Source organism: Gilliamella sp. Pra-s60 (assembly GCF_009795755.1).
Taxonomy (GTDB): Bacteria; Pseudomonadota; Gammaproteobacteria; order Enterobacterales; family Orbaceae; genus Gilliamella.
Genome location: NZ_WTFA01000004.1, coordinates 178842 through 201781, shown reverse-complemented (window position 1 = coordinate 201781; position 22940 = coordinate 178842). Strand labels below are relative to the sequence as shown.

Below are 22940 nucleotides of genomic sequence, written 5' to 3'. Positions count from 1 at the left end.
GGTGGTGCGAAGGTGCTAGTATAAATCACCTTTCACTTTCTTCACTCCACCGTGTTTAAAATTGCACTTCATGTTTGAATCCAGGTTTTTTAATAGAATCGTATTATTTTTTATTAAAAAAACACCCCACTTTCTATAAAGTATAAAAAGTGGGGTATTTGTATGCCATTTATTTGTTATCTAAAATTCGACTGACTTTTATTAAATAATTGCGCGATTCTTGTGATACATGTGAAGTCACAAGTTTTCGATATACTTGTTGTGGTGTCATTGAGTTGATAATGTTAATAGCTTCGTTGCGGTCGTTTGAAAACGTACGCAACACGCTACCTGCCCCGCCGTTATACGAGGTAATCATAGCGTATCTTAGCGAAATAGGGTTGTTAATTCCTGCTAAGTATTTTGTTTTTAATAGTGATAGGTACGCTGTACCCATATCAACATTGTTACGAGGATCTAGCAAAAACTTTCGACTTGGTTCACCTGATTTACCTCGTAATTTAAAAATATCACGCCCTGCGGTATGTTGTTGTACTTGCATTAGTCCAAGTGCATCAGTGCGGCTAACCGCATAAGGGTTGAATGCGGATTCAACTTCCATAATGGCAAGTATCAAACGTTCATCAATAAAATAGCGGTTTGATGCTTCCGTAACCAGTGGTAAGAATTTTTTTGCACGTTGGTTTATGTGGTTAGGAACAAGTTTAATTTCGACATAGGCAATTTTATGTGGACCAGAGGTGCGAATTTTTAGGTTGTTGGCAAGAACATAATCCGCAAAGCTGTTGGCTCGACCGCTCCAGCGGATTGGTTGGAGCTCTTGGTCGAGTACCTGATTGTATAAAAATGGGTCTTTAGATAAGTCTTGGCTGATTTTGTCATGACGTATAATGTCTACTGGTTCTGACATAAGCAATGTTGAAACAATTGCTTCTTTTAAATTTTCTATTGGTGATTCAGCCATGGTTTCAATGGTTATAATACCTGAAACAAAATTAATATGGACACGGGTTTTTAGGTTATCTTCATATTGAACATAATCTTTAGGACCAGCAATAAGCACTTCTTTAGGCCCCCAAATTTGTTCGATATTGTTAGCATATTGGCTAATTAAGATATTGAATGCGTTGGTATCTTTGACGTAATAATCTTCATCTTCTTTGTGCGAATTGCGGCTTGGGCAGCCCGCTAACAGGCTGACTGCAATAATTAATGCAATGAGTTTTTTATTGTTTTTCATTTTTTATCTCAATGTTGAGGTTTATATCCATCAATAACAATATCTTCACCTTCAAATAAAAATTTGACCATTTCTATTTCAATTTTTTTGCGGTGTTCAGGATTCATCATATTCAATTTATTTTCGTTAATTAACATCGTTTGCTTTTTAAGCCACTCCTGCCATGCTTGTTTTGATATTTCATTAAAAATACGTTTGCCAAGCTCCCCAGGATAAAGCTGGAAATCTAAACCATCCGCTTCTTTTTTTAAATAATGGCAATAAATAACACGACTCATTTTTATCTCTTTTTTAAGTACAATTAACGAACAGGTGCTGATTATACCTGAAAATAATTAGAGATAAGAAGAAAATTATTGAATAAGTTTGTAAATTGAAATTACTTTTACAAGTGAATATTAATTTAAAATAAATGAATAATTATTTACTTTACACTGCGGTTAATTTGCTTAAAATAACATGAAATTATCATTAAAAATAAATAAGGATTAAACAATGCCAGCAAAAATCACTCGTGAACTTTTTGATCAAGTTATTTTACCTGTTTATGCACCAGCTCAATTTATTCCTGTTAAAGGTCAAGGTAGTCGTGTTTGGGACCAGCATGGTGAAGAATATATTGATTTTGCGGGTGGTATTGCAGTTAATGCGCTTGGTCATTGTCATCCACGATTAGTGAAAGCTTTGCAAGAACAAAGTGAAAAACTGTGGCATGTTAGTAATGTGTTTACTAATGAGCCAGCTTTAAATTTGGCGCAAAAATTGATTGATAATACCTTTGCTGATCGCGCTTTTTTTGCTAATTCAGGAGCTGAAGCAAATGAAGCGGCATTTAAACTAGCTCGATATTATGCTATCCAAAAACACAGTCCTTATAAAACTAAAATTATTGCCTTTTATCAGTCGTTCCATGGTCGTACATTTTTTACGGTTTCAGTGGGTGGGCAAGCCAAATATTCTGATGGTTTTGGTCCCAAACCTGCTGATATTATTCACGTTCCTTTTAATGATCTTGATGCTGTTAAAGCGGTAATCGATGACCATACTTGTGCTGTTGTGTTAGAGCCGGTTCAAGGTGAAGGTGGGTTAACCTCAGCAACGCCTGAATTTTTGCAAGGTGTGCGTGAGCTTTGTGATGAATATAAAGCCTTATTGGTATTTGATGAGGTGCAATGCGGAATGGGTAGAACAGGCAGTTTATATACTTATCAACAATATGGTGTCATTCCTGATATTTTGACCTCGGCTAAAGCTTTGGGGGGCGGTTTTCCAATTAGTGCAATGTTAACCACAAATGACATTGCTTCAGTTATGCACCCTGGCGTGCATGGCACTACTTACGGTGGCAATCCTCTTGCCTGTGCTGTAGCTTGTGAGGCTTTCGATATCATTAATTCTGCCGAAGTGCTTGAGGGTGTGCAAAAGCGACGCGCTATTTTTATTGAAAAACTAGAAGAAATTAATGATAAATTTAAGTTGTTTCGGGAATATCGCGGTAAAGGGTTGCTGCTAGGTGCTGAGTTACAACCTGAGTTTCATAATAAAGCCCGAGAGCTTTTAAATGTTGCTACTGAATTTAAGGTGATGATTTTAAATGCCGGCCCAAATGTATTGCGGTTTACTCCGTCGTTGATAATATCCGAAGACGAAATTGAAGAAGGCATGAAGCGATTAACAAAAGCGGTCGAAAAAGTTGTCAATAGTTGAGTTTTTCTATACAGTAACGACATTTTAATCAATTAAGCACCGTTAATGTGCTTAAAGGATACTTTTTATGACAGATATTCGACCATTAAATTACGCAAAAACACATTTTATTTTAAGTGCACCTGATATTTCTCATTTACCGAGCGATAATGGGGTTGAAGTTGCCTTTGCTGGCAGATCTAATGCTGGCAAATCTAGTGCACTGAATACGTTGACCAATCAAAAGGCATTAGCAAGAACCAGTAAAACACCGGGAAGAACACAATTAATCAATTTATTTCAAGTGGAAGAAAATTGTCGCTTAGTTGATTTGCCCGGTTATGGCTATGCACAAGTTCCCGAAGCAATAAAACGCAAATGGCAAAAATCATTAGGAGAATATCTTCAAAAACGTGAAAGCCTAAAAGGTTTGGTTGTACTAATGGATATAAGACATCCTTTAAAAGACTTAGATCAACAAATGATTGAATGGGCGGTTTCAGTAGATATTCCTGTTATGTTACTACTCACAAAGGCCGATAAATTAGCTTCTGGTGCACAAAAAAAACAAGTTAACATGGTTAAAGAAGCCATTTTACCTTTTCAAGGTGATATTACTGTGGCTCCTTTTTCATCGCCTAAACGTATGGGTTTAGAGCCTTTAAAACAAAAGTTAGATGAGTGGTTTAGCCAACAATGAAGCCTGTAATTGATAATGCTGCTTTTTCATTCCATGCTTTATCGCCCGAGTTAATTTTTGAGAGTTTGTTGTCAATCGGCATTCGTATTGATTCAGGTCTGACTGCTTTAAATAGTTATGAGAACCGAGTTTATCAATTCCATGATGAGGATCGCATTCGTTATGTTGTAAAATTTTATCGACCTTATCGTTGGAGTAATGAGCAAATTATTGAAGAACACCAGTTTACTAAACAATTAGCTGATGCTGAGATTCCTGTTGTTGTCCCTTTGACAATTAACAATACTACGCTACATGAACATGAAGGCTACCGATTTGCCCTATTTCCTAGTGTTGGTGGGCGACAATACGAAGTAGATAATCTGGAGCAGATGGAATCAGTTGCAATGTTGCTTGGGCGTATTCATCAAATTGGTGAAAGCAAGCCCTTTTTACATCGACCAACTATCGGATTAGAAGAATATCTTTATTATCCCCAAGAAATAATATTATCGTGTCATTTTATTCCCCAAAAAGTACAATCTGATCTGAAAACAATTTTAGCGCAATTAATTAAAACCGTTGAACACGATTGGCATAATGATTGGCAACCTATCCGTCTACATGCTGATTGCCATGCAGGTAATATTTTATGGCGAGATGGTGCAACGTTTGTTGATTTTGATGATGCCCGTAATGGCCCCGCTATTCAAGATTTGTGGATGCTGCTTTATGGCAATCAACACGAACAACGTATACAGTTAGATATGCTAATTGAGATGTACCAAGATTTTTTTGACTTTGATACAGATCAGCTGAGTTTAATTGAGCCATTAAGAGCGATGAGAATGGTGCACCATTTAGCATGGATTATTGCCCGCTGGCAAGACCCGGCTTTTCCTATCGCTTTTCCGTGGATCACAGATGAAGACTTTTGGCGACAACAATTATCGGAATTTAAGCAACAAATTGAAGCAATCAAAGCACCGTCGATAAAATTAATGTCAATAATGTAAGTATTAACAATATGATTAATTGATTAATTTTAATAATTCATCAAAAATGGGGCGACTTTTGACTAATGCTTCTTTTTTGGGTTTAGAAAACTGTTTTATTTGATACTCAAGCTTGAGTGCTAGCGATTTGTCACCAATCAAGACTTGATACACAATTGTCAAATCCCTATGCCCTTTTAAACATTTAGCACCTTTACCATTTTGATGTTGTTGTAAACGCCTAGCAACATCCGTGGTAATGCCAGTGTATAACGATTGATTTGCTGTTCTGATAATATATAAAAACCATTTAGGCGTTTTATTAGACATAAATAGCCAAAAGATATAAAGCGAATAATTTCATCATAATATCATTTTTATTGTCTAATCAGTATTTTCAATTTTATAGCGATATTATTTAACGATACTACCTTGTTAACCATTACTGTTTCATTTACTTTAATGCTGATAATGTTTAAGATAAACCCACTTTTTTTTGATGTACTTTGGGATAATAAAATTTGAACAATTTTGCAAAAATTATTGAAGTCGAACGTGGAGATATGAAGTTCGCTTATGTACAAAATGATGAAATAAATTATCTAGACCTGTTTGACCAATTTTTGGCTGAAGAAGGGCATCATGAATTGCTCGACCCAAGCGATAAATTAGAACGATATACTTATTTAATCAATCACAATCAAACCAAATTTATTTTTAAAATTGATGGTGGGGTTGAGCACCGTTTAGAACGCAAACTTATTGCCAAAATAACTGGCGATTTTTATTTTAATTTAATTCGTAAACTGGCAAAAATATCACTTGATAAATGTGATATTGCTTATGAACTTTATTTGGTTGCTTTCGATAAGAGAACCAAACGTCATTATATGATATTTAATTTTATTGAAGGTCGCTCCCTAAAATGGGAAGAGATGAGAGAGTATGGTGAGCAAGTCAAAAACTGTCTTGAAAAACTGCATAGCTATAATTTAGTATCTAATGATGTGCATGGTGGTAATTTTATTTTAACACCAGATGGAAAAATTAAAGCTATAGATTTAACTAACTCTGGTTTTATTTGGTTAACCAAGGCCAATGATGCGATTGAATCGCAAGAACGTTTTGGTATCAAAATTAAGGTTCCTTTTTTGGCAATGGCAATTAAGAAGTTTACTCATGGATTTAAACGGTTATCTCGTAAGATCCGCGGTAAAGAAGATTAACGATATTCCTATTAAGGATAACTCTGGTTAAATTGATATTCGTGATTTTTTAAACACCAACTGAGCAATCAGTAAAAGATAAAATTAATTAGGCTTAAAAAGGATGTAATATGAAAAAGTTAATTGGTTATTGTGCTGTTTTAACTATCCTAACTGGCTGTACATCTCAAAAAATGGAGTCAATTTACCAAACAGAAGGCGTTGAAATTACTAAAAATTCGTCAAACATCGATATATTAAATAAATATAGTACGTCACGACCAATTACTACGCTTCATTCATCTTTGTCATTATGTATTGCACAAGAACTGGATAACAGCCCCGTTGTGTTAAGCAGCGAAAATGCATTAAGCTCACAATGGTGGCCATATTGGAATAGACCTAACCAACAAACCATTACGGTTAATGGTGGCGATACAATTAAATTAGTTGAAGGTAATCATGTTGTTGCTAATGCTGTCGTTGACTACCAATATCATGCTAAATATTTTGTTAGCTATACTTTAACTGCAACACGTAACCAACGTGATATTCGTTATTTATTTAGTAATATTAAACAAGCTCAACAATATACTGGTTCAGTCGCCAATGATGGATTTGAAAATGTAAAAACGCTTGAAAGATCCCACCCTAACTTAGTTATTGAGTCACTCAATAAAGAAGTTGATAAAATCCAAGAATGCTTATTACGCCAATAGTTGAGCATAAAGAAATTTTAAGTAATACATATGTTTTAATCTATTTTTTTGATGCTACTATTTAGAAGGATGAAAAAATTTGAATGACTAAAATGTTTATGATGTTTTAAAAAATTCAACAAAATTATGCTGCATTTTAATTTATACCATTCCATTTGCTTAATAACTTACATTAATTACAAAAATAGTTATATAACTTTCTTAATCTTCTGATTTCTGCATCTATAACTATACTAATTATATAGTTAAAACCCAATTAGTAGTATAAGAGGTATATTATGAGCATGATGCAGGAAATAAAAGAAAACAAATTTTATGTAGGTTCCTTACCTTTACCCATTTTCATTGTTTGTTCAATCATCGTTATTATCGCCGCCCAATTAGATATGCTTCCCAAAACCTTAATTGGTGGTTTTGCCGTTATTTTACCATTAGGCTGGTTTTTAGGGACAGTAGGACAAAATATTCCATTTTTTAAAAAATTTGGTGCTCCAGCGATATTATCACTCATCGTTCCTTCTTTGTTAGTTTATTATGGTGTTTTTGATGAAAATACGTTAACAGCAACCAAAATGCTAATGAAAGACTCTAATTTTCTACTCTTTTATATCGCTAGCTTAGTTTGCGGTAGTATTTTAGGTATGCATCGTGTCATTTTAATACAAGGTTTTATTCGGATGATGATTCCAATGTTTCTTGGTATGTGCTTAGCCGCATTGGTGGGCGTTTCGGTTGCTGTGGCTTTTGGTGATACTTGGGAGCATGCATTTTTCTATACTGTGTCACCGGTTATGGCTGGAGGGATTGGAGAAGGTGTTTTACAACTCTCTAATGCTTATAGCAACATCCTTAATCAAAATTATGATTCATTTGTTAGCGCATTAATTCCTGCAACTGTTGTGGGCAACTTTTTTGCCATTACCTTTACAGCTATTATGAGTCGAATTGGTGAAATTAAACCACACTTAAGTGGTCATGGACAATTAGTTCAAATTGAATTTGATGGTTTAGCTGATGCTTTAAAAGAAGATAAAACACCATTAGATGCAAGGGCCATGAGTGGCGCAGTGATGATTTTAGCTACTTTATTTATTTTTGGTATGATTTTAGAAAAGATTACCCATTTTCCAGGACCTGTACTTATGATTATTGCAACCGCCGTTGTTAAATATTTTCGTTTATTACCAGAAAGCGTAGAACGCGGTAGTCAGCAATGGTATAAATTTATCTCAGGTAATTTTACTTTTCCACTTATGGCTGGACTAGGTTTATTGTATATTGACTTAGGTAGTGTTGTTAATGTGTTAACTATTCCTTATTTTATTACCATTATTTCGGTGGTATTTACTGTTTCGATGACAGGCTTTGTTTGTAGCTTTTTCTTAAAGATGTACCCGGTTGAAGCGTCTATTATATCTTCATGTCAAAGTGGTATGGGGGGTACTGGCGATGTTGCAATACTTTCCACAGCAAATCGAATGAACCTAATGCCTTTTGCACAGGTCGCAACACGATTAGGTGGTGCATTAATGGTTATTTGTACCACAGCATTATTACGTTATTTACATATGTAATAAGGAAAAAGCTTTCTACAATTTAGAGGGTGATATAACAACAATCAATGAGTTATAAATATAGCAGCATAAAACAGTAAATATAATATTTATAAATACAATATTTCATAAACATAATTTGAAGGTAACAATTATGACTACAGTTCAAGAAAAAGCATTAGCAATTAGCAAACAAATGCATGGAAAATTAGAAATTCATTCAAAGGTACCAGTAAATTCAATGGCCGATCTGAGTGTTGCGTATACGCCTGGCGTGGCAGCGGTGTGTACAGAAATATCGGAAAATCCTGAATCTGTATATGAATATACCAGTAAACGTAATTTAGTCGCTGTTATCACTGATGGTTCAGCAGTATTAGGACTTGGTAATATAGGCCCAGAGGCCGCCATCCCTGTAATGGAAGGAAAAGCAATATTATTTAAGCAATTTGCTAATGTAGATGCAATTCCACTATCGCTCAATACACAAGATCCTGATGAACTTGTTAGCCATATTGCTGCATTAGCCCCTTCGTTTGGAGGCATTAATCTTGAGGATATTAGCGCTCCAAGATGTTTTGAAATAGAAAAACGTTTGCAAGAAATACTAGATATTCCAGTATTTCATGACGACCAACATGGCACAGCAATTGTTGTTTTAGCCGCATTATACAATGCATTAAAAGTCGCAAATAAAAAAATTGAGTCAGCTAAAATTGTTGTCAACGGTGGTGGAGCTGCAGGTTTAGCTATCGCTGATATGTTATTAGCCGCAGGAGTAACCAATCTAAAAGTGGTTGATAAAATTGGTATTTTATCTGAAGATGATGAGTCATTACCACCGCATCACTTAGCTATGGCCAAAAGAACCAATCGCGAAAAGCAAAAAGGAACATTAGAAGATGCGATCAAAGGTGCTGATGTATTTATTGGTGTTTCAGCACCAAAAGTATTAAATCCAAAATGGGTTAAAACTATGGCAGAAAAATCTATTATTTTTGCAATGGCCAATCCAACACCTGAAATCTTTCCAGAAGAAGCTAAAGCTGCTGGCGCTTATATTGTCGGTACAGGGCGTAGTGATTATCCAAACCAAATTAATAATGTCTTAGCATTCCCTGGAATTTTTAGAGGTGCGTTGGATGCTAGAGCTAAAAATATCACATTAGAAATGCAATTAGCTGCAGCCAAAGGATTAGCTAGTATTGTAACTGATGACAAATTATCAGTAGAATATATATTACCTAATGCTTTTGAACCCAATGTAGCTAAAGTTGTCGCTGAAAGCGTTAAAAATGCTGCCAAATAAGCATATTATTTGGCTAATTAGATTTTAATATAACCTGTTAATTCAATAATTGATTAGCAGGTTTTACCTTTAGTACATTAATATAAGTAAACAATAACTGTTTTCGAAAAGTGACTAAATGAGATATCTTTTTAATCGGTTAACACTTAAATTTAAGCTTATCAGTTTATTTTTTTTAGTTTTTACATTATCGTCCATAGCTGAAAATATTTATATTATTCATTTTGTTAATAATGAATATTTACAGACTTCTCGCCAACATGTTGAAAATATTGCTAATATTATTTCATCAACGGATAATATAATAAAGAATATACAATCCCCCTCTCCTCATAGCTTATCTTTTATCCAACATGATACTGAACAAATACGAAAACTAACGCAGGTTGATTTTGTCGTTGTATTTAATATGCAAGGAGTGCGACTGTCACATCCTGATAAAAATAAAATTGGACAGCTTATTGTTGGTGGCGATGAAGGTAAAGTATTAAAAGGAGAATCTTATACATCAATAGCCGAAGGAACACTTGGCAATTCTATACGAGCATTTAGTCCTATTTTCAATAGCGATCATCAACAAATTGGCGCAGTACTAGTTGGACAAACACTAAAAAAGATCGATCATTTAGCATCAAGAACCAGTCAATCCATCTGGTTTTCATTACTGGCTTCGTTAAGCGTTTCTTCTATTTTAGCCCTATTATTATCACGCAATATTAAGAAAATTTTATATGGACTTGAGCCAAGCGAAATGGCCCAACTATTTGAAGAGCGCGATGCTATTATTAGAACCGTTAAAGAAGGCATTGTAGTAATTAATCGTGATGGTTCAATTACCCAGATTAATAATGAGGCAAAACGAATATTACGGATTACTAGTTGTAAATCCGATATTATAGGTACACAAATTGCAGATATTATTCCAAATACTCGTTTACACGAAGTCATGCAATCAGGCTTAGCCGAATATGATTGCGAACAAAACATTAATGGTGTTGTTATTTTAACAAATAGAGCTCCATTATTTGTCAATGGTGCATTAGTTGGTGCTATTGCCTCTTTTAGGGATATGACCGAAATACGACAATTAGCTGAAAACTTAACCGGTGTAAACCGTTATGCTGATGCATTGCGTTCTCAATCACACGAATTTAATAATAAATTACATGTTATTTATGGTTTAGCGTTTAATAATAACAAACAAGAATTAATTGATTATCTTGAAGAGATTATTGGTAACCAGCAAGCTGAATCAAAACTTGTCACTCAAGCAATTAAAGATCCAATCATTTCTGGTTTTCTAAATAGTAAATTTAGCCGAGCCCGAGAATTAGGTGTTTATTTAAATTTTAACATTAATGGTATATTATCACCGATTTCAGATACATCTGTCACTCATAGTTTAATTACCATTTTAGGTAATTTAATTGATAATAGTTTAGATGCCGTACAATTTTTAGAAGAAAAACAAATCAATGTTAATTTACAAATTAATAATGATACGTTTAACATTGAAATCAATGATAATGGCGAAGGTATTTCAGAAGAAGATACGCAACGTATATTTCAAAAAGGTTATTCAACTAAAGGCGATAATCGAGGTATTGGACTGTATTTGGTTCTAGCAAGTATCGATGAACTCAATGGGCATATTGAATTATGTGACTTAAGCAATAAAAAAGGAACGTGTTTTAAAGTATTATTGCCAATTAAAGAAATCTATAGGGAGAAAAAAATTCATGGTTGATGTTTTAATAGTTGAAGATGATCCTATGGTGACAGAATTAAATAAAAAATACCTACAAATGGTTCCTGGCTTTAATTTAATCGCCAATGTCAATAACGGTGAACAGGCACTGCATTTTATACACGATAATCATATTGATTTAATTTTGCTAGATGTATTTATGCCAAAACTCAATGGACTAGAGCTATTACAACATATTCGTATCAGTTATCCAAAAATTGATATTATTATGGTAACTGCGGCCTGTAAAACAAGTGAAATTCAAGCGGCTTTACGCTTAGGTGTCATTGATTATATTGTAAAACCTTTTACTTTTGAACGATTACGCATGGCATTAATTTCTTATAAAGAACGTATACGCTTATTATCATCATCCAAAATTTTAAATCAACATCAACTTGATGACCGAATTTTTGCAAAACCTGTTTGCCACAACAAAAGGTTACCAAAAGGTATTGATAATCAAACATTGCAAAATGTTCGAGAGGCGATTATTAAATATAATAATGAATTTTCAATGAGTGACATTGTAGAATTAATTTCGTTATCGAGAATATCTCTTAAAAAATACTTGGATTACCTAGAAGAGCTAGGTGAGCTTGAAAGCCATTTGGCCTATTTATCAATAGGTCGACCTGTTAAACGTTATATTTATCATAAGTAATAAATCCGTCTATACTCATCACATATAAGAAAATTAACTAATTAATTATTTGTAATAATACTATAAAACTAAGTAATTTATTTATCCATTGTAATTTCATCTAATGACAAGCTAAAACTAGGAAGAAAAACATCTAAAAAATAGTTCATTTCTGGACTATTACGTTCAGATAACGTCTTTTTTAAGCGTTGTTCTGCCAATTTAAATTCATTATTACCAGCACTCAATTCTTCAATCGTTTTAAGATAGGCACATAATGCATCAGCCTGTTTTACAATACTTTTTTCTGTTTCGTTATAAAAATCATCATCGATTAGTGTTCTAAAATCATCTTGAAGATCTTTTGGAAGCATATTAATAAGTTTATGTTGAGCTATTTTTTCAATTTTTTTATATTCAACAGTAATTTGTGGGTTGTAGTATTTTGTGGGTGTTGGTAAATCGCCAGTAATAACTTCTGAAACATCATGATACATTGCTAACAATGCAATTCGTTCTGGATTTACATCACCATTAAATTTTTTATTTTTAATTATAGCTAAAGCATGTGCAACAAAAGCTACTTGTAAGCTATGTTCTGATACATTTTCCGTTCTTATATTTCGCATTAGAGGCCAACGGTTAATAAGCTTTAATCGCGATAAATGAGCAAAAAAATGACTATTATTCATGTTATTATCTCTTTAATATAAAATAAAAACGCCCCCATTAAAAATAGGAGCGTCTATAATATATAGTAATATTTCTTACGACTTTACGCTAGAATAAGCTGCTTAGTACCCAACGCTAGTGGTACTGTTTGTTCTTCTGTAAATGTCACATATTCCCATGCACTTTGTTTAGCTAACAATGCCTGCAATAATTGGTTGTTTAGTGCATGACCTGATTTATAACAAACTACTTCGCCAATCATATTATGACCACTCATATATAAATCACCGATAGTATCAAGCATTTTGTGACGTACAAACTCGTCATCAAAACGCAAACCATCTTCATTAAGCACTTTATAATCATCAACAACAATTGCGCAATCTAAACTACCACCTAAACATAAACCTTTGGATTGCAACGCTTCAATATCGCGCATAAAACCAAACGTTCTTGCCCGGCTAATTTGACGAATAAATGATTCAGATGAAAAATCTAATTGATAACGCTGCGAACTGCTATCAATAGCAGGATGATGGAAATCAATAGTAAAATCTAATCTAAAACCACTATAAGGCCTTACTTCAGCCCATTTATCGCCATTTTCAACTCGAACAGTCTCTTTTACACGTAAAAATCTTTTTAGTGCATTTTGTTCAGCAATGCCTGCATCAAGTAATAAATAAACAAAGGGACTAGCGCTACCATCCATTATTGGAATTTCAGGTGCATTAACTTCAATAATAATATTATCTATACCAAGTCCTGCTAAAGCAGAATTAATATGTTCGACTGTTGAGATACGAACATTATCTTCGTTTACTAAACAAGTACAAAGCATTGTATCGCGTACAGATTTTGCATCCACTGGAAAATCAACATATGGATTTAAATCAGTACGGCGGTAAATAATACCTGTATTCTCAGGCGCAGGACGTAATGTCAAACTAACTTTCTTGCCGGTATGTAAACCAACACCAGTTGCTTGAATAGTCTTTTTTAAGGTTCTTTGTTTCACTTTGCACCTACTTTTTTACTTGTTGTACTCTTTGACTTTGACAATAAAAAATCAAATAAGTTCAACTTTAATTTGCTTGCTTACGAATGAAAGCAGGAATATCTAAAATTCTGTTATCTTCAATAGATGAAGTTGTTGGTTCATTAACAACTTTAGCTAATTTATCTTCTTGTTGTCCTAACGTGTTATTTTGAGCAAATAAATCATTACGAGGCATCGGTTTAGACATTTTAACTTCTGAACGTTTATCCATACCAATACCCGTTGCAACCACAGTAACTCGAATTTCATCCGACATATCAGGATCAAAGGTTGTGCCAACAACAACAGTCGCATTATCAGAAGCAAATGCCCGAACTGTACTACCCACTGTTTCAAACTCTTCTAAGCCGAGATCTAATCCTGCTGTTACATTTACCAATACGCCTCGAGCTCCAGATAAATCAATATCTTCAAGTAAAGGACTAGAAATTGCCATTTCAGCAGCTTCTTCCGCTCGATTATCACCACTAGCTCGACCAGAACCCATCATAGCATATCCCATTTCAGACATCACTGTTCTTACGTCAGCAAAGTCTACATTTATATGACCAGGTTTAGTAATAAGCTCGGCTATACCTTGCACAGCACCTTTTAAAACACCATTAGCCGCTGCAAAAGCATCAAGTAATTTAACTCCTCGACCTAACACTTTTAATAGTTTGTCATTCGGAATAGTTATCAGTGAATCAACATGTTTTGCTAATTCAGCAATACCTTGTTCAGCAAAAGCCATACGTTTTTTGCCTTCAAAGCCAAAAGGTTTAGTGACAACAGCAACAGTTAGGATACCTAACTCTTTTGCTATTTCTGCAACTACAGGGGCAGCCCCCGTTCCTGTACCTCCACCCATGCCAGCGGCAATAAAGACCATATCCGCACCTTCAATAGCACTACGGATAACCTCACGATCTTCTTCAGCAGAGTTTCTACCGACTTCTGGATTCGCTCCTGCACCAAGTCCTTTAGTTACATTAGTACCGATTTGGATAGTTTGACCTACCTTAATTCTTTTTAATGCCTGCGCATCTGTATTTGCCGCAAAAAATTCGACACCTTCAATATGCTCGGCAATCATATGTTCGACGGCATTACCACCGCCACCACCGACACCAATAACTTTAATGACTGCTGCTGGTTCATCGTCTGCAACCATAGGCTCAAACATAACTTATCTCCAAATTTACGATCTTATGACATTGTACAGATAATCGTCTACAATGTCCATGAAGTTCTTGAAATATATTAGCTAAAATTCTTTTTTAAACCAACCGGTCAATCGTTTAGCTATCCCTTTTAATGATGATTTATTACTATCCTTTGAATCATCATTTAATAAACTTTGTTTTCCATAGTGTAATAACCCGATGGTTGTTGAACAATACGGTTTTTGTACATAATCAGTTAACCCTGATATATTTAATGGTTGCCCAATACGGACTTGATTTTGAAAAACTTTTTCAGCGCATTCTACCATTCCCTTTATTTGAGACGCTCCGCCTGTTAACACAATACCTGCGGCTAATTGATATTTGATATTCTGTTTTTTAAGCTCTTCTTGCAATGTAAGTAACTCTTTTTGTACTAACGAAAGCAATTCTGAATAACGGGGTTCTATAACATCTGCAAGAGTTTGCCGTTGTAAAGAACGAGACGGCCTACCGCCAACGCTTGGGACATCAATGACTTCATCTTTACCAATTAATGAACCTACAGCACATCCATAACGAATTTTAATATTTTCAGCATCCATTGGTGGTGCACCAAAAGCATAGGCAATATCACTAGTAACAACATTGCCAGCATAAGGAATAACAACAGAATGACGTAAAGCACCGTCAGTATAGACAGTTACATCCATTGTGCCTCCGCCTATATCAATCACGCAAACACCTAATTCTTTTTCATCATCCGTTAAAACTGCATAGCTAGAGGCCAAACCAGAAAAAATAAGTTGATCAACTTTCAATCCACAACGTTCAACGGCTTTAACAATATTTCTAGCCATATCATTATGACAGGTAACCAAATGAACTTTGGCCTTCATTCTCACACCAGATAAACCAATAGGATTTTTGATGCCTTCTTGTAAATCAATAGAATATTCTTGTGCAATAACATGTAAAATACGATGCTCATCTAAAATTCGGACCGATTTTGCTGTGTGAACAACATTTTCAACATCTTCGGCTGTCACTTCTTCATCAGCTATTGGTACCATACCTATTTCATTTTGACAGCGAATATGTTTTCCAGAGAGACTTAAATATACTGAAGATATTTGACAATCGGCCATTAATTCTGCTTGTTCTACTGCTCGTTGGATGGATTTTACGACAGACTCTAGATCGTTTACTCCACCTTTATCAACTCCTTTTGATGGACAATGTCCTACACCAATAATGTTAACAATACCATCAGGAAGAATTTCACCAACAAGGGCAAGCACTTTGGATGTACCCACTTCTAGCCCAACGACCAATTTTTTTTCTGTTGCTTTCATACTTCAGCCTTAATTTATTCCTTACTGCACCATTTTTTCTCTTTGTACTGAAATACCATTTTCATAACGTAAATCAGCGACCATTATTCTTTCATTTTCTGGAATTCTTGATTGAATTTCTGGAAATAATTTAATAAATTGTTGATACCGTTGTTCAATATTTTCATTACCTAACAATAATTTTATTTCCTGATTTTCAAGGCAAAAACCAGATACACACTGTTCAACCATTAATTGCCATGCATTGCGTTCGTCGGTTATAGCTACTTTAATATGTAATGCTAACTGGTTAGTTGCTAATTTCTTAGAAAGATTTTCTAATTTAGAATAAATTTCTAATGCTGATTTTGCCTTACCCTCAGGACCATATAGTCTTGGTAGTTGTAATTCAGCAATACGATCAAGTGGTACGCTAAAAACATTGCCATTTTCATCAAGTAAAAATAGATCATTCCAATAAAGTGCAGGTTTGTATTCTTCGACATAAACAATTAACCTATCAGGCCATTGTTTACGTACACTTATTTGCTTAACCCATGGAAATCGCATTACTTCTTGTTGGATATCATTCACGTCTTGTCCAATGTAGGTGTTAGGTAAGCCTAATCCTAAAATGGCTTCTCGAAGATCGTCCTCTGTTGTATAGGTATGATCACCACTTAACGTTAACTGTGATAACACCATTTGCTCAGGATCATTCATCCAATTTTTAAAGCTTTTAATTACCCAAATACTAATAAGAATAATCATAATAAAGAACAAAAAACCAATTAATTGCTCTGTATTACGAAAGATAAGCAGTCGCTTTTTATTTTTATCTTCTCGTCTATGCGCTGCTTGTCTAACTTGTTTCATAAAATAATGCCAATTATAAAGTTGCTAAATTTAAAATTTTGGCTACAAGTTCGTTAAACGACCAACCATATTGTTTTGCCGCCATTGGTACTAAACTATGATCTGTCATACCTGGAGCAGTATTTACTTCAAGTAAAAATGGTTTTTGTTTATCATTAAACATGATATCAACTCTTCCCCATCCACGACATCCGACTGCTTTATAAGCATCTAACGCTAATTTACGAATTTCTTTTTCTTTATCATCTGATAAACCACTTGGGCAAAAATACTGTGTAGTATCAGATAAATATTTGGCATCATAATCATAAAATTTGGTTGCAGGCTTAATATGAATTGATGGTAAAACATCATCACCAACAATTGCAACGGTAAATTCTGGACCAGCTAAGAATGACTCAACCATCACAACACTATCATATTTGAAAGCCATATCAATAGCTGATTCCAATTCAGATACTTCATTAACTCTAGTCATGCCAACACTTGAACCTTCATGACTTGGCTTTACAAATAATGGTAAACCAAGTTGCTTAACAATAGCATCCGTATCAATTGGTTTTGATTTTTCTACCATAACATAATCAGCAACGGGCAAATTAAGCGATTTCCACACCAATTTAGTTTTTAATTTATCCATTGTTAGTGCAGACGATAAAACATCACTACCTGTATAAGGAATATTTTGGTAAGTCAAAATTGCCTGAACAATGCCATCTTCCCCACCTCGTCCGTGCAAAATAATAAACGCTTTTGTATATCCATCTTCTTTCAAATTGGTAACAAGAAGCTCCTTTGTATCAATTAGATGTGCATCAATACCATTTGCCAATAATCCTGCATGCACTGCTTTACCTGACTTAAGCGATACTTCTCTCTCTGCAGAAGTTCCACCGTACAATACAGCAACTTTATCAACCATTTTTATAGAACCTCTTTTGAAAATAATTGAATTTCGGCTAATTGGCGCGCTATACGACCAACACTACCAGCTCCTTGTGTAATTAATAAATCACCACCTTGTAATATTTCTTGCATAATTTCAGGCAACAAATCTAAATCAGAAACATAAATTGGATCAACTTTACCTCGATTACGTATTGAACGGCACAAAGATCGGCTGTCTGCTCCAGCGATAGGCTGTTCTCCAGCTGAATAAACATCCAACATTATAAGCGCATCGACTTGAGAAAGTACTTGTGCAAAATCATCAAATAAATCACGAGTACGTGTGTATCGATGAGGTTGAAATAACATTACAAGTCGTCGATCTGGCCAACCGTTTTTTGCAGCCTGAATAGTTGCATTAACCTCACTAGGGTGATGGCCATAATCATCAACCATCATAATATCACCACCATCAATATGAGGAAAAACACCCAATAAATCAAAACGCCGACTAGTACCTGCAAATTTAGCTAATGCATTTATAATTGATTCATCATCAATACCTTCTTCGGTTGCAGCAATAATTGCAGCTACCGAGTTTAAAGCATTATGTTTACCTGGTGCATTTAGCTCAATCTGTAAATCTTTATAACCTGGACGACAAACCGTGTAATAACTTACACCTCGTTCTTGACGATAATTTTTGATAACAACGTCTGCTTCTTCACTAAACCCATAAGTAATTATTTTACGTCCAACAATCGGTAATAATTCTCGATTAATAGGATCGTCGTAACACATAATAGCTAACCCATAAAATGGAAGGTTACGTAAAAAGGAGATAAATGTTTGTTTAAGATTATCAACACTACCTTGATAAGTATCCATATGGTCTGGTTCAATATTTGTGATAATGGAGACCATTGGTTGCAAATGAAGAAACGATGCATCGCTTTCATCTGCTTCAGCAATAAAATAGCGGCTGCTACCTAATTGAGCATGAGTTCCAGCGGCCTTAACTAAACCACCATTAACAAATGTTGGGTCAAGGTTTGCTTCAGCATAGATAGCAGTAACCATTGCAGTAGTAGTGGTTTTTCCATGTGTACCAGCAATAGCAATTCCATAACGAAAACGCATTAATTCAGCCAACATTTCAGCTCGTTGAATTACCGGTATACGCGCCTCACGTGCAGCTATCACTTCTATATTATCTTGCGAAATAGCAGATGAAATAACAACAACACTTGAATTAATTACATTTTCAGCAACATGACCAATAACAATTTTTGCTCCTAACGTTTCTAAATGTTGAGTCACAGTATTTTCAGCAATATCTGAACCGCTAATTTCATATCCTTCATTAGCTAAAACTTCCGCGATACCACCCATACCAGCACCACCAATACCCACAAAATGGATATGTTTGACTCGTTTCATTTCAGGAATAATTGCTCTTAATTTCGCTAATTCCTTTGTATTCACTATTGAACTCCTAATCATTCTTTATTGTGTAGTGTGCTGAATCACAGTATAATTAAATATTTGTATTTTAGTTATTTTGTCCAAAACAATCCATCATCCCAAACGTACAATTACTCTGATTTTTTTTGACAAAAATTATTACATAAATTCATGTTAAAAACTAATTATTTTACCACTGAGTTAAGGGTTTCCGCTACTCTCTCTGTCGAATTCACAATAGATAAACTTTTAGCTTTAATTGCCATTTCAGTTAACTTATCACGGTCCAAATTTAATAATAGTTTTAATAATGACTCAGCGTTAAAATTGGGTTGCTCTATAATATCTGCAGCACCTATATCCGACAATGATTTTGCATTCCAAAACTGCTGACGATCTTTATGCATGAAAGGGACAAAAATAGCACCAATACCAACAACCTCAATTTCACTAACAGTTAATGCTCCACTGCGACAAATCACAATATCAGCCCAATTATATGCTTCTGCAATATCAGATATAAACTCAGTCACTTTATTATTGGTCATATCACAGCTTTGGTAAGACTCGATTACCGAATCTAACATTCCTTTACCTGTTTGATGCCATACTACATATTTATTCGATAATTTGGTTATAACTTGAGGTACAATATCATTAATAATTTTAGCCCCTTGACTGCCACCCATAACCAATACTCTAATTGGCCCATTACGATTCTTGAATCTTTCCTCTGGTTTTTCAACAGTTAAAAGGTTACTACGTACAGGATTACCAACTACTACAGCTTTAGGAAAAGCTGTAGGGAATGCTTGCAAAACTTTAGTTGCAATTTTAGCTAACCACTTGTTGGTTAAACCTGCTATACCATTTTGTTCATGCACTACAATTGGTATACCAAGTGTTTTTGCCGCAATGCCTCCAGGGCCAGAAACATACCCCCCCATACCAAGAACGACATCAGGACGATAGGTTTTCAATATTTTTCTAGCTTGTAAGACTGCTTTTATAATTTTATAGGGTGCTTTTAATAATGCCATAACACCTTTTCCTCGTAGCCCTGATATTTCAATAAAATCGATCTCAATACCATTTTCAGGAACTAACTGCGCTTCCATTCGGTCTGCGGTACCTAACCATCTGACTTGCCAACCTTGCTTTATTAAATAATGTGCAACAGCAATACCAGGAAAGACGTGCCCACCTGTTCCACCTGCCATAACTAATAACTTTTTCATTATTTTATTAACCTTATTCTTGCTTGTGCTTGTTGTTGTCTAAATTCAAAATCTATTCTAAGTAATATTGCAACTGCAATACTCATCACAATAAGGCTTGAACCACCATAACTAATAAAGGGTAATGTTAATCCTTTGGTTGGTAACATACCAGATGTAACACCAACGTTAACAAATGTTTGAAAGCCAAACCATATACCAATTTCACAAGCTAAATAACCTGAAAACAATGAGCCTTCATTCAAGGCCCGATAACCAATTGCTAACGCTTTAAATGTCAAAAAGAAAAGTAATGACAATAAAGCAACTACACCTATATATCCATATTCTTCAGAAATAATTGAAAAAATAAAATCGGTATGACATTCAGGTAGGTAACCTAATTTTAGAATAGAGTTACCCATACCTTGCCCGGTAATACCACCACTACCAATTGCCATTAAAGATGCAACTAATTGATAACCTGAACCCGTTGCATCTTGCCAAGGGTCAAGAAAAGTCAATAATCGAGTTAAACGGTACGCTTCATATAAAATCAAACAAATAACAGCACCAACACCAGTTAGTAAAATAGCGATAAATTGCCACAATTGAGCACCAGCAATAAATAAGATGCCAATAGTTACCATAAATAAGACGATAACAGTACCTAAATCAGGTTGTTTAAGTAACAAAACGGAAAGTACAGCCATAACAACCATTGGTTTAAAAAATCCCCAAAAGCCATTTTTTACTTCTTCAAATTTACGTGATAAATAACCTGCTAAAAATAAAAATAAAGCTAATTTTGAAAGCTCTGCAGGCTGAAAATTAAATACTCCGAGAGGTATCCAACGAGATGCACCATTAATTGAAGAACCTATACCAAGTACAACAATTAACATAATAATAGCAATAATTAGTAATATTGAGCTAAATTGCTGCCAACGTTGCATTGGAATATACAGTGTAATAAACATTAAAAATAACGATAGTCCTAATTGAATAAGCTCTCGTTGAGTATAAAAAAAAGGATTGCTTTCATTAAATGACATTGAAGATGATGTCACCATTATTAAACCAAAAATCATTAAACCAAGCACAGTCCAAAGTAATTGGTTATCAAAAGGTATATGCGGATTAACTTGTTTTCTTAACCAAAAAAATGTCATTTTTTACCTCTTTGAACATATTTTTTGGCTAATTTTGCAAATTGATTTCCTCGTTCAATATAATTTTTAAATTGATCTAAACTTGCACAAGCTGGGGATAGCAAAACCACATCATTTGATACCACCTTTTGAGCAATAATTTGTATTGATTCAGCCATTGTTTCAGTTATTGTTGTTATATTAGGAGCTAATTTACCAAGCAAATAACGATCTCGCCCAAAACAAAAAACCTCAAGGTTGTTACTTTGTAAGTAAGGTAATAGAGGAGAAAAATCAGCTGATTTACCATCACCACCTAATAGTAAGTATAGTTTACCGTGGCAAATAATACTTTTCAGTGCAGCTTCGGTACTACCTACATTGGTCGCTTTAGAATCATTAATCCACTTTACATCATTTTGCTCAAAAACCAACTCAAAACGATGAGGTAAGCCTTTAAATGAAGCAATTGTTGTTAAACTTGATTGTCGTGAAACATTTAATTTATCAGCAATCGCTAAAGCCGCTAATGCATTAAGATAGTTGTGGCATCCAATTAGTTTTATCATTTTAGTATCTAACACACTTTGTCCTTGTGCAATGAGGTGTTCATAGTGAACGCCTAAATGATAATCACCTTTATTCACACCAAATGAAACACAGTTGAGTTGTTTATCAGTTGGAATAGTTAATTTATCATCACTGTTAATTACACAATATTTAGCATTATGATAAATACGTTGTTTAGCCTCGACATATTGCATTAAACCAAGAGGATATCGATCCATATGATCTTCTGAAATATTTAAAATTGTTGCAACAGTAGCTTGTAAACTATATGTTGTTTCTAGCTGAAAACTTGATAGTTCAAGAACATATATATCGTAATCTTGGTTTAATAGAGATAATGCTGGTTGCCCAATATTACCGCCAACGCCAACTTTGACACCTGATGCTTTAATAATATCACCTACCAATGTCGTCACCGTTGTTTTACCATTAGCTCCTGTGATCGCAACAATTTTTTTATTTGGTTGTAAATTAACTTCACGACAAAAAAGTTCTATATCACCAATAATTTCAATACCTTTTTCAGCTGCTTTTTTCAATTCTGGAGTTGATAATGAGACACCTGGACTAGTGATAATTAAATCAGCTTTTAACAACCAATCAATATTTAAACCGCCTAAATGATAATTAACACGATTATCTAATTGCTCTAATCCTTGTGGCTTTAAACGAGTATCAATTACCTTTGGGATAACGTTTTGGTCAAGAAAATAATCAACACAAGAAAGACCTGTAATACCTAATCCAATAATTACAATATTTTTGCCCTGATAGTTAACCATGATTC

At 34.4% G+C, this 22940-nt stretch carries 22 protein-coding genes; 9 read left to right on the top strand and 13 right to left on the bottom strand.

What is annotated here, in order from left to right; all coding sequences use genetic code 11:
• Nucleotides 1–169: 169 nt before the first annotated feature.
• Nucleotides 170–1240, bottom strand: coding sequence for a membrane-bound lytic murein transglycosylase MltC (gene mltC, locus GQ596_RS05260; protein WP_160400629.1), 1071 nt, complete (start codon nt 1238–1240; stop codon nt 170–172).
• 8 nt (nt 1241–1248) lie between these two features.
• Nucleotides 1249–1518: an oxidative damage protection protein gene (locus GQ596_RS05255; RefSeq protein ID WP_160400628.1), complete on the bottom strand. Its 270-nt coding sequence runs from the start codon at nt 1516–1518 to the stop codon at nt 1249–1251.
• 217 nt (nt 1519–1735) lie between these two features.
• Between GQ596_RS05255 and GQ596_RS05250 the strand changes: the two genes are divergently transcribed.
• The 3 genes from GQ596_RS05250 (at nt 1736) to GQ596_RS05240 (ending at nt 4621) form a co-directional block, all read left to right on the top strand.
• Nucleotides 1736–2947, top strand: a complete 1212-nt coding sequence (locus GQ596_RS05250; protein WP_160400627.1) for an aspartate aminotransferase family protein — start codon at nt 1736–1738, stop codon at nt 2945–2947.
• 67 nt (nt 2948–3014) lie between these two features.
• A complete protein-coding gene (gene yihA, locus GQ596_RS05245; protein WP_160400626.1) occupies nt 3015–3626 on the top strand; it encodes a ribosome biogenesis GTP-binding protein YihA/YsxC in 612 nt (203 codons plus the stop codon).
• A gap of 8 nt (nt 3627–3634) precedes the next feature.
• Complete coding sequence (locus GQ596_RS05240; RefSeq protein WP_160400640.1) at nt 3635–4621, top strand: serine/threonine protein kinase; 987 nt, start codon at nt 3635–3637, stop codon at nt 4619–4621.
• A 15-nt stretch (nt 4622–4636) separates the two neighbouring features.
• Here the strand turns inward: GQ596_RS05240 and GQ596_RS05235 are convergent, their stop codons facing one another.
• Entirely contained in the window at nt 4637–4930 is a 294-nt protein-coding gene (locus tag GQ596_RS05235; protein WP_160400625.1) for a GIY-YIG nuclease family protein, read from the bottom strand.
• Nucleotides 4931–5121: 191 nt separating this feature from the next.
• On the opposite strand from GQ596_RS05235, the gene GQ596_RS05230 reads away from it, so the two are divergent.
• The 6 genes from GQ596_RS05230 to GQ596_RS05205 all read left to right on the top strand — a co-directional run bounded on the left by GQ596_RS05230 (nt 5122) and on the right by GQ596_RS05205 (nt 11797).
• A complete protein-coding gene (locus GQ596_RS05230; protein ID WP_160400624.1) occupies nt 5122–5826 on the top strand; it encodes a lipopolysaccharide core heptose(II) kinase RfaY in 705 nt (234 codons plus the stop codon).
• Nucleotides 5827–5936: 110 nt separating this feature from the next.
• On the top strand, nt 5937–6524 hold the full coding sequence (locus GQ596_RS05225) for a hypothetical protein (RefSeq protein WP_160400623.1): 588 nt from the start codon (nt 5937–5939) through the stop codon (nt 6522–6524).
• A 278-nt stretch (nt 6525–6802) separates the two neighbouring features.
• Entirely contained in the window at nt 6803–8098 is a 1296-nt protein-coding gene (locus tag GQ596_RS05220) for a 2-hydroxycarboxylate transporter family protein (protein WP_160400622.1), read from the top strand.
• A gap of 133 nt (nt 8099–8231) precedes the next feature.
• Nucleotides 8232–9386, top strand: coding sequence for an NADP-dependent malic enzyme (locus GQ596_RS05215; protein ID WP_160400621.1), 1155 nt, complete (start codon nt 8232–8234; stop codon nt 9384–9386).
• 118 nt (nt 9387–9504) lie between these two features.
• The gene (gene dcuS / locus GQ596_RS05210) at nt 9505–11133 is read left to right on the top strand and encodes a DcuS/MalK family sensor histidine kinase (RefSeq protein WP_160400620.1); all 1629 of its coding nucleotides are present in this window, start codon (nt 9505–9507) and stop codon (nt 11131–11133) included.
• The gene (locus GQ596_RS05205) at nt 11126–11797 is read left to right on the top strand and encodes a response regulator (RefSeq protein WP_160400619.1); all 672 of its coding nucleotides are present in this window, start codon (nt 11126–11128) and stop codon (nt 11795–11797) included. Before dcuS ends, GQ596_RS05205 begins: the two co-directional genes overlap by 8 nt.
• 77 nt (nt 11798–11874) lie before the next feature.
• Here the strand turns inward: GQ596_RS05205 and yfbR are convergent, their stop codons facing one another.
• From yfbR to murD, 10 genes are all read right to left on the bottom strand, one after another.
• Complete coding sequence (gene yfbR, locus GQ596_RS05200; RefSeq protein WP_160400618.1) at nt 11875–12468, bottom strand: 5'-deoxynucleotidase; 594 nt, start codon at nt 12466–12468, stop codon at nt 11875–11877.
• An 83-nt stretch (nt 12469–12551) separates the two neighbouring features.
• The gene (gene lpxC / locus GQ596_RS05195; RefSeq protein WP_160400617.1) at nt 12552–13466 is read right to left on the bottom strand and encodes a UDP-3-O-acyl-N-acetylglucosamine deacetylase; all 915 of its coding nucleotides are present in this window, start codon (nt 13464–13466) and stop codon (nt 12552–12554) included.
• Nucleotides 13467–13533: 67 nt separating this feature from the next.
• Nucleotides 13534–14661: a cell division protein FtsZ gene (gene ftsZ, locus GQ596_RS05190; RefSeq protein WP_370516485.1), complete on the bottom strand. Its 1128-nt coding sequence runs from the start codon at nt 14659–14661 to the stop codon at nt 13534–13536.
• 93 nt (nt 14662–14754) lie between these two features.
• Complete coding sequence (gene ftsA / locus GQ596_RS05185; protein ID WP_160400615.1) at nt 14755–16008, bottom strand: cell division protein FtsA; 1254 nt, start codon at nt 16006–16008, stop codon at nt 14755–14757.
• A gap of 21 nt (nt 16009–16029) precedes the next feature.
• On the bottom strand, nt 16030–16863 hold the full coding sequence (locus tag GQ596_RS05180) for an FtsQ-type POTRA domain-containing protein (RefSeq protein ID WP_160400614.1): 834 nt from the start codon (nt 16861–16863) through the stop codon (nt 16030–16032).
• A 13-nt stretch (nt 16864–16876) separates the two neighbouring features.
• Complete coding sequence (locus GQ596_RS05175; RefSeq protein WP_160400613.1) at nt 16877–17785, bottom strand: D-alanine--D-alanine ligase; 909 nt, start codon at nt 17783–17785, stop codon at nt 16877–16879.
• A 2-nt stretch (nt 17786–17787) separates the two neighbouring features.
• Complete coding sequence (murC, locus tag GQ596_RS05170) at nt 17788–19236, bottom strand: UDP-N-acetylmuramate--L-alanine ligase (protein WP_160400612.1); 1449 nt, start codon at nt 19234–19236, stop codon at nt 17788–17790.
• A 164-nt stretch (nt 19237–19400) separates the two neighbouring features.
• Nucleotides 19401–20453, bottom strand: coding sequence for an undecaprenyldiphospho-muramoylpentapeptide beta-N-acetylglucosaminyltransferase (murG, locus tag GQ596_RS05165; RefSeq protein WP_160400611.1), 1053 nt, complete (start codon nt 20451–20453; stop codon nt 19401–19403).
• On the bottom strand, nt 20453–21604 hold the full coding sequence (ftsW, locus tag GQ596_RS05160) for a cell division protein FtsW (protein ID WP_160400610.1): 1152 nt from the start codon (nt 21602–21604) through the stop codon (nt 20453–20455). The genes murG and ftsW overlap by 1 nt, the downstream gene beginning before the upstream one ends.
• Nucleotides 21601–22935, bottom strand: a complete 1335-nt coding sequence (gene murD, locus GQ596_RS05155) for a UDP-N-acetylmuramoyl-L-alanine--D-glutamate ligase (protein ID WP_160400609.1) — start codon at nt 22933–22935, stop codon at nt 21601–21603. Before murD ends, ftsW begins: the two co-directional genes overlap by 4 nt.
• Nucleotides 22936–22940 lie beyond the last annotated feature (5 nt).

Bases quoted from the DNA above. Each gene is read 5' to 3' on its own strand.
- GQ596_RS05250 (WP_160400627.1), top strand. From the start codon at position 1,736: ATGCCAGCAAAAATCACTCGTGAACTTTTTGATCAAGTTATTTTACCT.
- GQ596_RS05225 (WP_160400623.1), top strand. From the start codon at position 5,937: ATGAAAAAGTTAATTGGTTATTGTGCTGTTTTAACTATCCTAACTGGC.
- GQ596_RS05215 (WP_160400621.1), top strand. From the start codon at position 8,232: ATGACTACAGTTCAAGAAAAAGCATTAGCAATTAGCAAACAAATGCAT.
- ftsA (WP_160400615.1), bottom strand. From the start codon at position 16,008: ATGAAAGCAACAGAAAAAAAATTGGTCGTTGGGCTAGAAGTGGGTACA.
- GQ596_RS05205 (WP_160400619.1), top strand. From the start codon at position 11,126: ATGGTTGATGTTTTAATAGTTGAAGATGATCCTATGGTGACAGAATTA.
- GQ596_RS05180 (WP_160400614.1), bottom strand. From the start codon at position 16,863: ATGAAACAAGTTAGACAAGCAGCGCATAGACGAGAAGATAAAAATAAA.
- yihA (WP_160400626.1), top strand. From the start codon at position 3,015: ATGACAGATATTCGACCATTAAATTACGCAAAAACACATTTTATTTTA.
- GQ596_RS05175 (WP_160400613.1), bottom strand. From the start codon at position 17,785: ATGGTTGATAAAGTTGCTGTATTGTACGGTGGAACTTCTGCAGAGAGA.
- ftsZ (WP_370516485.1), bottom strand. From the start codon at position 14,661: ATGGTTGCAGACGATGAACCAGCAGCAGTCATTAAAGTTATTGGTGTC.
- GQ596_RS05255 (WP_160400628.1), bottom strand. From the start codon at position 1,518: ATGAGTCGTGTTATTTATTGCCATTATTTAAAAAAAGAAGCGGATGGT.
- murD (WP_160400609.1), bottom strand. From the start codon at position 22,935: ATGGTTAACTATCAGGGCAAAAATATTGTAATTATTGGATTAGGTATT.
- GQ596_RS05235 (WP_160400625.1), bottom strand. From the start codon at position 4,930: ATGTCTAATAAAACGCCTAAATGGTTTTTATATATTATCAGAACAGCA.
- murG (WP_160400611.1), bottom strand. From the start codon at position 20,453: ATGAAAAAGTTATTAGTTATGGCAGGTGGAACAGGTGGGCACGTCTTT.
- mltC (WP_160400629.1), bottom strand. From the start codon at position 1,240: ATGAAAAACAATAAAAAACTCATTGCATTAATTATTGCAGTCAGCCTG.
- dcuS (WP_160400620.1), top strand. From the start codon at position 9,505: ATGAGATATCTTTTTAATCGGTTAACACTTAAATTTAAGCTTATCAGT.
- ftsW (WP_160400610.1), bottom strand. From the start codon at position 21,604: ATGACATTTTTTTGGTTAAGAAAACAAGTTAATCCGCATATACCTTTT.
- GQ596_RS05220 (WP_160400622.1), top strand. From the start codon at position 6,803: ATGAGCATGATGCAGGAAATAAAAGAAAACAAATTTTATGTAGGTTCC.
- yfbR (WP_160400618.1), bottom strand. From the start codon at position 12,468: ATGAATAATAGTCATTTTTTTGCTCATTTATCGCGATTAAAGCTTATT.